13 protein-coding genes and 1 pseudogene are annotated in these 11228 nt (G+C 65.6%); 9 read left to right on the forward strand and 5 right to left on the reverse strand.

The genetic code is table 11. The features are described 5' to 3' along the window. Positions 1-385, forward strand: a pseudogene (locus WBF82_RS02970) (hypothetical protein); the annotation flags it as partial. Then, a complete protein-coding gene (locus tag WBF82_RS02975) occupies positions 385-867 on the forward strand; it encodes a hypothetical protein (RefSeq protein ID WP_424381610.1) in 483 nt (160 codons plus the stop codon). The pseudogene WBF82_RS02970 and the gene WBF82_RS02975, both read left to right, overlap by 1 nt. A 3-nt stretch (positions 868-870) precedes the next feature. Here the strand turns inward: WBF82_RS02975 and WBF82_RS02980 are convergent, their stop codons facing one another. After that, positions 871-1197, reverse strand: coding sequence for a hypothetical protein (locus tag WBF82_RS02980; RefSeq protein ID WP_424381622.1), 327 nt, complete (start codon positions 1195-1197; stop codon positions 871-873). 80 nt (positions 1198-1277) lie between these two features. On the opposite strand from WBF82_RS02980, the gene bluB reads away from it, so the two are divergent. After that, the gene (bluB, locus tag WBF82_RS02985) at positions 1278-1958 is read left to right on the forward strand and encodes a 5,6-dimethylbenzimidazole synthase (protein ID WP_424381611.1); all 681 of its coding nucleotides are present in this window, start codon (positions 1278-1280) and stop codon (positions 1956-1958) included. On the opposite strand, the gene WBF82_RS02990 is transcribed toward bluB, so the two are convergent. After that, the gene (locus tag WBF82_RS02990; protein ID WP_424381612.1) at positions 1933-3033 is read right to left on the reverse strand and encodes an FHA domain-containing protein; all 1101 of its coding nucleotides are present in this window, start codon (positions 3031-3033) and stop codon (positions 1933-1935) included. The two genes, bluB and WBF82_RS02990, sit on opposite strands and share 26 nt — an antisense overlap. Before the next feature lie 336 nt (positions 3034-3369). Here WBF82_RS02990 and WBF82_RS02995 point away from each other — a divergent pair, with 336 nt between their 5' ends. From WBF82_RS02995 to stf0, 5 genes are all read left to right on the forward strand, one after another. Beyond that, positions 3370-3690, forward strand: a complete 321-nt coding sequence (locus tag WBF82_RS02995; protein ID WP_424381613.1) for a WhiB family transcriptional regulator — start codon at positions 3370-3372, stop codon at positions 3688-3690. Between the two features lie 3 nt (positions 3691-3693). Further along, entirely contained in the window at positions 3694-4059 is a 366-nt protein-coding gene (locus WBF82_RS03000; protein ID WP_424381614.1) for a hypothetical protein, read from the forward strand. A 20-nt stretch (positions 4060-4079) separates the two neighbouring features. Beyond that, a complete protein-coding gene (locus WBF82_RS03005; RefSeq protein ID WP_424381615.1) occupies positions 4080-4895 on the forward strand; it encodes a hypothetical protein in 816 nt (271 codons plus the stop codon). Further along, on the forward strand, positions 4828-6369 hold the full coding sequence (locus tag WBF82_RS03010; protein ID WP_424381616.1) for a sulfatase family protein: 1542 nt from the start codon (positions 4828-4830) through the stop codon (positions 6367-6369). The genes WBF82_RS03005 and WBF82_RS03010 overlap by 68 nt, the downstream gene beginning before the upstream one ends. A 64-nt stretch (positions 6370-6433) precedes the next feature. Continuing rightward, on the forward strand, positions 6434-7237 hold the full coding sequence (gene stf0 / locus WBF82_RS03015; RefSeq protein WP_424381617.1) for a trehalose 2-sulfotransferase: 804 nt from the start codon (positions 6434-6436) through the stop codon (positions 7235-7237). A gap of 8 nt (positions 7238-7245) precedes the next feature. Here the strand turns inward: stf0 and WBF82_RS03020 are convergent, their stop codons facing one another. Next, positions 7246-8013 (reverse strand): trans-aconitate 2-methyltransferase, encoded by a 768-nt coding sequence (locus WBF82_RS03020; protein WP_424381618.1) that lies wholly within the window; start codon positions 8011-8013, stop codon positions 7246-7248. 88 nt (positions 8014-8101) lie between these two features. Between WBF82_RS03020 and WBF82_RS03025 the strand changes: the two genes are divergently transcribed. Then, the gene (locus tag WBF82_RS03025) at positions 8102-8986 is read left to right on the forward strand and encodes an amidohydrolase family protein (protein WP_424381619.1); all 885 of its coding nucleotides are present in this window, start codon (positions 8102-8104) and stop codon (positions 8984-8986) included. Here the strand turns inward: WBF82_RS03025 and eccE are convergent. Beyond that, positions 8976-9980, reverse strand: a complete 1005-nt coding sequence (gene eccE, locus WBF82_RS03030) for a type VII secretion protein EccE (protein WP_424381620.1) — start codon at positions 9978-9980, stop codon at positions 8976-8978. The two genes, WBF82_RS03025 and eccE, sit on opposite strands and share 11 nt — an antisense overlap. Further along, positions 9977-11228: type VII secretion-associated serine protease mycosin (gene mycP, locus WBF82_RS03035; RefSeq protein WP_424381621.1), on the reverse strand; the 1252-nt coding region annotated here is incomplete at its 5' end. The genes mycP and eccE, both read right to left, overlap by 4 nt.

The following is an 11228-nucleotide window of genomic DNA, read 5'->3' on the forward strand; positions in this document are numbered from 1 at the left end:
GGCCGGCACTACTCCGGCCGCACAGCTCGGACCGCCGCCGACTCCGTCGGCCAGTACCGTTCCCGCATCGTCGGCGACTTCGCCGCCCGTGCCCGCGGCCCCGGCGGATGCGGCGGGCGGAGCTCGAGGCGGAATGGCTGGCATGCCGATGGTGCCGCCGGGCGCGATGGCCGGCGCCGGCGGATCGGGAAGCGACAGCAAGCCCGACACCAAACGCGTTGTGGCGCCGTCGGTCAAGAACGGCGCACCGGTGCAAGGACGCATCGTCGCTCCACCGACTGCGCCGGAGGTGGTGAAGCGGGTGGCGGGTAAGCCCGTCGCCTCCCGGCGAATAGTCGCCCCCGACCAGAATCCCGACGACGACGAAGGCGACGCCACGCGCTGATGCCCGTCTTCGTCCGCAAGCTTTTCGGCATCGGCAAGCTGCCGTCCGACGTGCGTGCCAAGGTCCAGAGGGAGGGGCTGATCTACTTCGCCGATTACGTCGCAGTCACCCGACGATTCAGCGGCGCGATCCCGGGTCTGCGTTCGACGCACAGCGTCGCCAGCTACGTCGGGTCGGTGGCGGTGACAAGACAACGCGTGCTGGCGACCTTGTCGTCGCTCCCCAAACTGGCCGGCCCCACCGTCGACGTCCGTTGGGACGCGCCGCAGTCCGGGGCGGCGACCGTAGACCTCTCCTCGGCGGGCCTGCAAGTTGATATCGACGTCAGTCAGGTGGACGAGTCATTCACCGGACATCTGTCACTGCACTACAAGATCGCACTTCCCGGCGACGTCCTCGCCGGGCTACCGCGCCGATCGCTGAATTTCGACATGCCACCGGAATACGTTTTCCGCGCGGTCGGGGTTACCTACCGGCCGTGACGGTCAGTGCCGCGGCCAGGCACGCGACGTCGCCGACAAGTCGGGCCACGGCGGACGGCGCACCACTGCCACACAGGCGAGCACCGCTGCTATCAGGCCGGTAATCACCCCGATCAGCGCGATCCGGTTCTCGTCGACCGCCGCAACCCACTTCACGGTGCCGCCGTGGATGACGAACACACCGACCGGGGTCGAGGTGCCGGCGCGGACCTTGGCGACGGTGATGATCGTGCCGCCATCCACTGTCTTATAGGGCTCGCCGTAGACGCGTCCGCGAGTGCCGTTGGTGGGCAATTCGTCGAGTGAATCAGGAATTTTCATGGGGCCGATCCCTTTCGCCGAAGCCAGTCTGGCAGACACGTTGGGCCTCGGTTCGCCGCTTCGCGCACGACGGTTCCTACGATGGCTATGTGGGCGATCACGCGTTTACTCCGCAGGAGCGGCAAGCGGTGTACCGCGTGATCTCCGAACGACGCGACATGCGCCGGTTCGTGCCGGGCAGCACCGTGCCGGAGGAAGTCATGGCGCGGGTGCTGCAGGCCGCGCATGCCGCGCCCAACGTGGGACTGATGCAGCCGTGGCGGTTCATCCGAATCACCGACGATTCGCTACGACGACGCATCCACGCCCTGGTCGACGAGGAGCGGCTGCTCACCGCTGACGCACTGGGCCAACGGGCGCAAGAGTTTTTAGCGCTGAAGGTCGAAGGCATCCTCGACTGCGCCGAACTGCTGGTGGTCGCGCTGTGCGACGGCAGAGACAGTTACGTCTTCGGCCGTCGCACCATGCCCCAGATGGATCTTGCATCGGTGTCATGCGCAATCCAAAACCTTTGGCTGGCAGCACGATCCGAAGGCCTGGGCATGGGGTGGGTATCGCTGTTCGATCCGACGAGGCTGGCGCCTTTGCTGGCCATGCCCTCGGGTGCCGAGCCGGTGGCGATCCTGTGCGTTGGGCCCGTCCCCGAATTTCCGGATCGACCTTCGCTGGAATTGGATGGCTGGGCGTTGGGCCGACCGCTCGCCGATTTCGTCTCGGAAAACGGCTGGGGCAGGGAGCCCGACGTCAGCTCATCGCCAGTTGCGCGATGAGCGTCTCGATCGCCGCCGCGGCGCCGGCAGGAACGGGACGCTCCGACTCGGCATCGTGAACGACGGCGGTGGGGACCCCGGCAGCGTTGGCGGCCTCGTCGATGCTCAGTTCGGCCCGGTGCCGCGCCCCGTAGAGCCGCTGCCCCAAAGTGGCCGACGGCGATCGCGCGGCGCGCAACATCAGGTCGTTGTAAGCCCGGCGCACGGAACTAAGAGCGAGCACCACCGACGGCGCACCCCTGGCATTGCGGGCAGCGTTGGACGCCACCGCCTCGAGCTTGCGTAGGTCGGCAAGGATCGGGCTGGCTTTGTCAGCGAACTCGGGCTGCGAGTCGTTGGGTAGCGCGTCTAGCGCCGTAGCGATCGCATGCATGGCGAGCTCGACGGCCTCGGCCATCAACGGGGCCTGGACCGTGTCGGTCAACACCTCGGTCGCTTCGCCGCCGTGGGCCGCTGCACCACCATGCCGGATGCGGGTGATGGTGCCGGGCGGCCAATTCAGCACTTCTTCCAGCTTGGCCAGCGTTCCGCGGCGAGGCCAGCTACGACCTTTCTCGAACGCGATCAGGGTGCCGGCGTTGATGACTTTGTCTCTGGCCAGGCTGCGTTGGGTGATATCGAGTTCACGTCGCCTCGCGGCGACCGCTCGGCCGGCTCGCGCCACATTGGGATCGGTCTCGGCCAGCTCCTCCCACTTTTCGTCGTCATCAGAATCAGCATCGATCGAGGTGACCACTTCTGTCGCTTCGGTCGGATCACTGGGCACGAGGCTCACTGGAATACCATCCGCAGCTCCCAAATGAATAGTCGTTGGACCGGTAATCAGCGCAGAGCTTCGACGCACGCCGTCGACGAACATCCCGTTGGTGCTGGTGTCGAAGGCCTGCCAGCCGTCGCGGCGCGGCTCCAACCGAACGTGCGAGCGCGAGATCCGGTCGTCGTTGACCCGGACTGTCGCCCCGGAGTCTCTGCCGATGACGGCGACGCCGACGACGGGGTCGAGAGTGTGCGATTCAGGTCCGATCCGTACCGCGAGCGTCGGCCCTGGCGCTGACGCAGCCTGGCCAGTTGTCACGGCACGCTCCCTTCAACTGCACATCCACCGCTGCGGCGTTTCCTGCCGCCAGTTCGAAGAGATGCTACATCTTTCCCGCGACGCCTCGTGCCCGCCGGCACGAATAGCGCTTCGCTTTTCCAACGGAATCGGCTCCGACGGCGCTTCGTCGGCCCGATAACCATAGCACTACACGATTGCTATTTAGGCATGTCACAGGCATTTGTGCCTTGCGCGGTGCGGCTCCAGCGACCTAATACGTAGCGTTCTTTCGATAAAACCGTTGCACTTCGTTTACGCTTCGGTTAGAGTCGTAGCATCAGCGGTGCGGGTGCGCCGCGAAGAAGGGGAAAGGCAATGACTGCAACCGTGGCGCCGCTGACGGCGCCAACCGAGGAGTTCGTTCCGGTCTGCACGACCGACCCGGAGCGTTGGACAACCCACCCTGACGAGGAGGCGAAGGCGTTATGCCGGGCATGCCCGGCGCGCTGGTTGTGCGCGCGGGAGGCCTGGGAGACGCCTGGCGCCGAAGGGCTGTGGGGAGGCGTGGTGATCCCCGAGGCCGGACGCGGTCGCGACTTCGCGATGCGCCAGCTGCGCTCGCTGGCCGCACACGGTGGTTATCCGGTTCGGCCGGGTTACCGCGCGCGGCGTCGAATAGTCTTGCCGAGCGCGTAGACCATGGAAGCCTGGGAGAACGCCACGTCCTACCCGCAGCAGCCCGGCTATTGGTACCCGCCGCCGGCACCGTATCCCGCTGCGCCGCAGCACTTATCGCCGCCACAGCCGGGCAGCGTCGGCCCGTTGTCGATCTCGCTGGTGAAGCACACCGGCATGATTGTGCTGTGGCACAGTCGCTCCTACCGCGTCTCCGGAACATTGGCCGAATGTGAACGGGCCTACCGGTCTGCACAGTTCCACAACCTGACGGCCGGGTGGTGGAGTCCCACCTCGGCGCTGGTGGTGAATTGGATTTCGTTGCTGACAAACGCACTTGCCATTCGCAAACTCCGTCGGATCGCTCAGCAGTCGCCTAACGCTTGGTGAATCGCGGTTACGATGCCGGGGTGTCAACTCCTCCGCCAGGTTTCCCTCCGCAGTGGGGCAGTTCACCGAACGATCCTTCGGAGCACATTCAGCCCGGACAGGCCGGCCAGGGGGAACCTGGCAACTACGACCAGCAGCCCCCCTATCCCGATTACCCGGCGACACCTCCGCCTGGCCCTGGCTATCCGCAACCCGGTTACGGTCAGCAACCGGCGTGGCCCGGCTACGGCGCGCCCGCAACCCCGCTAACTCCGCAGCAGACCATCAGCTGGGTCACCTTTGCCGCGATCGGGCTGCTCGGGCTGCTCGGCGCGATCCTTACCCTGACGCTCTGGATCAACCTGAGCAGCGCTGTCAATCGTGCAACCGACATCTGTAAACGATTCGGCGGTGAGTACTCCAGCCTGTGCCGGCAACAGATCGAAAATATGGTTCCCAGCGTGCCCCCGGCTCTGGTGGCATGCTTGTTCCTGATCATCGCCGCCGGCCTCGCTGCCGCCGCTGGCGCGGTAATGCTTTTCCTCCGGAAGCAGCTGGGACAATTCCTCATCCTCGGCGCCGGAATCGTCATGCTGGTGCTGTCGATCGCTTGCGAAGCCCGCTACGGCGCCACCGGTCGCATCACCTACGACCTGATCGCGGGATTTGTGATCGCAGCCGCCGGTGGCCTCATGTTGGTCCCGGCATTCCGGATGACTTTGGGCATGCCGCCAAAGTGGACCGGTGGCCCGCCGCCAGGCGGTGTTCAGGGCGGAGCGCAATGGCCCTATGGTCAGCCGCCACCGCCTGCGCCGGGCCCACCTGGCCCCGCCGGATATCCACCGCCGCATTGGTGACTGGCCCCGCCTTCGCCACCACAACGCCGCTGCCGATAACGTCGACGGAGCCCGCAAATCTGAGGAGGTGACGGTAATCGGCGACCAGGAGGCAACAAACCACCGCCGTGACAATGTGCTGCTGGTGCATTGGCACGACCTCGGCCGCTATCTCGGTGTCTATGGTCACCCGGACGTTTGGAGCCCGAGGCTCGACCAGCTGGCGAGCGAGGGCATCTTGTTCACCAGAGCGCATGCCACAGCGCCGCTGTGCTCGCCTTCACGAGGGTCGCTGTTCACCGGCCGCTATCCGCAGAGCAACGGACTGGTCGGTCTCGCGCACCATGGTTGGGAGTACCGCTCGGGTGTCCGTACGCTGCCGCATATCCTGTCCGAATACGGTTGGTATACCGCTCTTTTCGGTATGCAGCATGAGACCTCGTACCCATCAAGACTCGGTTTCGACGAGTTCGACGTGTCGAACTCCTACTGCGAATACGTGGTGGAACGCGCACAGCAATGGCTGCAGGACCATGACGGACATCAACCTTTTCTATTGACGGCCGGCTTTTTCGAGACCCACCGGCCCTATCCTCGCGATCGCTACGAACCGGCCGACGCCGCCGCTGTTGATATGCCGGACTATCTGCCCGATACGGTTGAGGTGCGTCAGGATCTGGCCGATTTCTACGGATCCATCGCAACGGCCGACGCGGCAGTCGGCCAGATCCTGGATACGCTGGCCGATACCGGGCACGACGCCAACACCTGGGTGGTCTTCGTCACTGACCATGGTGCGCCCTTCCCGCGCGCAAAATCCACACTCTATGCGGCTGGCACCGGCATCGCGATGATCGTCCGCCCGCCCACCGGGATGGCAATAGCCCCAATGGTTTACGACGAGCTATTCAGCGGGGTGGATTTGGTGCCGACCCTGCTGGGTCTCGTCGGGGTAGCCGAGCCAGACGACATCGAGGGCATCTCCCATGCCCGGGCGCTGCTTGCCCCGGACGGCGCCGCACCGGTGCGAGATCATGTGTACACCACCAAGACCTATCACGACTCGTTTGATCCGATCCGCGCGATTCGAACGAAAGACTTCAGCTACATAGAGAATTACGCCCACCGGCCGTTACTGGATCTACCCTGGGATATTGAAGAAAGCCCGTCGGGCCATGCGGTCGCTCCGCTGGTGACGGAACCCCGCCCGGAACGCGAACTCTACGATCTGCGCGCAGATCCCACCGAGACCAAGAACTTATTGGCCGGAGACGGTCTCGGCGATGCCGATGCGATCGCCGCCGATCTCGCAGTCCGGCTGCATGATTGGCGACAGCAGACCGGCGACGTCATACCATCCGACTTCGCTGGCAGCCGCATCGCTGCTCGCTATACCGAGACGTATCTGCAGATCCACGAGAAGACGCCAACCAGCCGCTCGGCGATCGCGGTCGACCGCGGTATCGAAGACGAAGTCAAGCACGTCGAGCAATAGTTGCGTTCAGCGTGAAGGTAATACGCATCGATACCATGCCGTCAGATCCAGTTAGGCTCAGCTAGTGTCCGCGCATCCCACGTCGTATCTCGTTCTCGCTTCGCAACGCTGTGGCAGCACGCTGCTGGTCGAGTCGTTGCGCGCAACCGGCAGCGCCGGCGAGCCACAGGAGTTCTTTCAGTACCTGCCGACGACCGGAATGGCGCCCCAGCCGCGGGAGTGGTTCGCCCACGTCGAGGACGAGACGATCCTGCGGTTGCTCGATCCCCTGGACCCGGGCACCCCGGACACCGCGTCGTCCGTCGCCTGGCGCGAGCACATCCGCAGTTCCGGCCGGACGCCCAACGGCATCTGGGGCGGCAAACTCATGTGGAACCAGACGCCGCTGCTACAGCAGCGGGCGGCAGGATTACCAGATCGCAGCGGTGACAATCTGCGGACAGCGATTCGAGACGTGATCGGAAGCGAGCCGGTGTATGTGCACGTCTACCGGCCCGACGTGATTTCACAGGCGGTGTCGTTCTGGCGGGCGGTGCAGACTCGCGTGTGGCGGGGCCGCCCCGACCCCGAGCGCGACTCGCAGGCCGCCTACCACGCAGGCGCCATCGGTCACATCGTCACGATGATGCGGGCGCAAGAGGAAGGCTGGCGTAACTGGTTGGCCGAAGAGCACATCGAACCGATTGACGTGGCCTATCCGGTGCTCTGGCGCAATTTGACCTCGATCGTCGCCACGGTGCTGCAAGCGGTCGGCCAGGATCCGCGGCTGGCACCGGCCCCGGTGCTGGAACGCCAAGCCGATCAACGTTCCGACGAGTGGGTGGACCGCTATCGCGCCGACGCGCAGCGACTGGGCCTGCCGCAGTAGCGGGTAGATCAGTCACCAACCTTCGCGACGACGAACACCCGGCGGAACGGGAAGAACGTCGTCCCGTCGTGCCGGGGCGGATAGGCATCGGCAAGTAGCGGGATGAGCTCTTCTCGAAACTGTTGGTATTCCTGATCATTGAGCCGTTCGCGCACCGGCAGCAGCGCGGTGCCGCTGATCCAATCCAAGACCGGATGCTCGCCGGTCAGCTGGTGGATGTAGGTGGTTTCCCAGGCGTCGACGGTGCACCCGGCGTCGATCAGCAGCGCGGCGTAGTGGGCCGGCGTGTCAACCACATTCCCCAACCGAAATGGAGTGTCGCGCAGCGTCTTTGCGAATGGTTCACGACGCGCAACCGCGCGCAGCGCCGAATGCGATGGGGTCTCGAAGTTGCCGGGCATCTGAATCGCGATCCACGCGCCGGCATCCAGTTGTTGAGCCCACCGGACCATCAGCTCGTCGCGTTCGGGCACCCAATGTAGCGCGGCATTGCTCAGCACCACATCTGTATCGGCTTGAGGCGTCCAGGTTCTCAGGTCTCCAACGGTCGCGTCCACCCCGCGCTCGCACGCGGCGGCGACCATCTCCGGTGAGCTGTCTACCCCTTCGACCACCGCGTCCGGCCAGCGTCGGGCCAGCTCCAGCGTCAAGTTGCCCGGGCCGCAGCCCAGGTCGACCACTCGCCTTGGCTGCTGGGCGCCCACCCGGCCCAGCAAGTCGTAGAACGGACGGGCGCGGTCGTCGGCGAAGGTCAGGTAGACGTCTGGATCCCACATGTCGATCCTCCTGATCAGCAGCCTGCACAGCGCCTGGTATAGACAACCGTATTACTTGCTGCTTACCTGACGAAGTAGAGGATGGGTGATGGCCGACGAAGACGAGGCCGCGGAGGTCCGGCAGTTCTGGTCGGGCCTGGGCCTGCCGGGGGTGATCGATGTGCACACCCATTTCATGCCGAAAACGGTGATGGATAAGGTGTGGCACTACTTCGATTCCGCCGGCCCGCTGCTAGGTCGTGAATGGCCCACTATCTATCGGGCAGCCGAAGCCCAACGAGTAGAGATGCTGCGGCAATTCGGCGTACGTGGTTTCACCGCGCTGGTCTACCCGCACAAGCCGCAGATGGCGGCGTGGCTCAATCAATGGGCTCTCCAATTCGCCCGGTCAACTCCGGATTGCCTTGCCACCGCAACGTTTTATCCAGAGCCGGACGCCGCGGATTACGTCAAGGCGGCGATCGGTGACGGGGTCCAGGTCTTCAAAGCTCATGTCCAGGTAGGTCGCTACAGCCCGAACGACCCGCTGCTCGACCACGTTTGGGGCGTCATCGAGGACGCCGGAACACCGGTGGTCATTCACTGCGGCTCTGGGCCGGTTGCGGGCGAGCACACCGGCCCAGAGCCGATACGTCTTCTGCTGCACCGCCATCCGAGGCTGCGACTGATCGTCGCGCATCTGGGAATGCCCGAATACGCCGAGTTTCTCGACATCTGCGAGGACTCGGCGGACGTCCGGCTGGACACCACGATGGCGTTCACGCGGTTTGTCGACGAAACGATGCCTTTCCCGTCGTCCGAACTACATCGGCTACGCCAACTGGGCGACCGCATACTGTTCGGCAGCGACTTCCCCAACATCCCGTACAGCTACATCGACGCCCTGCGGTCGATCAGCCGGCTACCCGGCATCGACGATACTTGGCTGCGTAAGGTCTGCTACGAAAACTCCGCCGCGCTGTTTAGCCGATAGCTGCGGGGGCGGAACTTGGCTGCTGTGCGATGGTGCTGGGCCAGCGCAGCCGGGTCAACAGCAGGGCTTCGGGGACCGCGACGTGACCGTCAAGTTGCTGAGTCGACAACGGATGCAACGCCGTTAACGCCGGCCGGTGATTACCGGAATGCGAGATCAGCCCGGGCAATGGTCCGCCCGCGGCGGGAGGAGCGTCGGTGTGGAATGCGCAGGCGACGGCCAGCGTCTGTTCGTCGCCCGCCCCGGTGACTTCCAACGCCGTCCACGTTTCGCGGACCGGGTATGACCAGATCGCAGCGAGGGTATTCGGCAACGCCGTGTCGGCCTTAACCTGGTAAGCCGCAACGTAATCCGCGTTCCCGTGCCGGATTCCACCCCAGGTTTCACGAGTGGGCCGCGGGTACAGCCCGGGAATCTCGTCAGGGTCGGCGATGGCGGCCGTCCACCCGCTTTCACGGAGGTGATCGGCGAGCCGACGGGCTGCGATCTCGGCGGTCTCGTGCAGGGGAATTTGCGGCGAACGAGCCTGCAGTGCCGCGAGGTTGTCGGCGGCCGACAAGGTCAGCCCGATCCACGTTTCCCGCTGGGGCCCACCGGTTTCGGATGCGGTATCGCGGCTGGTGATGCGGATGGCGTCCGCGCGCAGGCCGTAGCGGTCGGCATAGCTGGCGATCAGCGGCAGCGGCAGCGCATCGGGACCCGATGCCGGCGGGGCGACCCGCAGCAGCGCGGTAGTCCGCACGTCGGTACCGGATCCGCCGGCCGGGCGCACACCCCGTTTGGGGCGGCGCATCGCCACCCGACGACCCAGAATCGTCGTCACCGGCAGCCCACGCCACCGAGCCAGCAGCGTGATCACCACGGCGACGGCGATACCGAGCACCCAACGCTCGCGCACTGAATGCCACGGAAAACCCATGGCCGCGGCCACAATGGCCAATACCACCAACGTAATCCGCCCCGTTGACGGTGCTATGGATTGATGTGGCCTCACTGGGTGGGCTCCTTTCGTCGGCGCGCGGCGATCGCGGCGGCAGCTGCCACGGCCAAAATCAGGGCCCCAGTCCCGGCGAACGCGACGATCCGCGGTATCGGGCTCTTCGGTGCCGGTTCAGGGGGCGCCGCAACGTGTTTCACTGGTGCTTTGTCGCGGTTGTTAGCGGCGGGCAGCTCCCAGGTCAGCGCGGCCACCGGGTCGATGGTGCCGGCGCCGACGACATTGGACGGCGCGCGGGCCCCGTTGCGCGCGGTTGCGGTGATGCGGTGGATCACCTGGGTGGCGTTGAGATCTGGATACTTGCTGCGAACCAGCGCCGCGACACCGGATACGTAGCCGGACGCGTAGCTGGTGCCGTTGAGCGGCACCAGCTGTTGGTGCTCATTAGGCGTCCCGTTGGCAAGCCCCCCGTCGTCGCGGTTGCTCACCGAGGCGATGTTCTCGCCGGGCGCGGCGATGCCCACCCACGGGCCGGCCATCGTGAATTTCGACGGCTGGTCCTCGGGCGTCAGCGAGGCCACCGACAGCACGTATGGCTGCCACCAGGACGGCACCGACACCGACGTGACACCCGCCCAGTTGCGGGGGTCGTCGGGATGGCCCAAGTCGGTCAACGGGTTGGATTCACACGACGCTCCGGCGAAACCCGAACCGGTAGAACCACTGTTGCCCGCGGCGGCGACGATCACGGCGTCCTTGTCAACCGCCGCATACCGGATTGCCGCGCCCAGTTCTGCTTGGTCGACATTGCGATCGGCGGGCAGGCAGGTGATCGCCGAAATGTTGATCACCCGGGCGCCCTGATCGGCCGCATGCACAATCGCCCGTGCCAACGCGGCCACGTCGACCGCCGAGCGTGCCACGGTGGGGTCGCCCCCGGGAGTTCGCGGCGAGAACTTCGCCGACGTCACTCGCAACGACAGCAGCCGTGCCGCGGGGGCGATTCCGGCGAAGCCGTCGTCGCCGGGCTGGCCGGCGATTAGCCCCGCGACCAGAGTGCCGTGTCCGTCGCAGTCGGTGAGGCCGTCGGTGGTCTCCACGTAATCGCCACCGGGTTGGACGCCCGGCAGTCTCGGCCCCGGCCGTACCCCGGTGTCCAATACCGCCACCAGCTGGCCATCGCCGCGGGAAAACCGCCATGCCGCAGCGGGATCCAGCATCCGCTGATTCGCCGTCGGCAGACCCGGATCGGTACCCGGAATGACACCGGAGCTACTGCACTCGCCGTTCTTCTCCATCGGTTGC

The organism is Mycobacterium sp., assembly GCF_049673265.1.
Lineage (GTDB): Bacteria > Actinomycetota > Actinomycetes > Mycobacteriales > Mycobacteriaceae > Mycobacterium.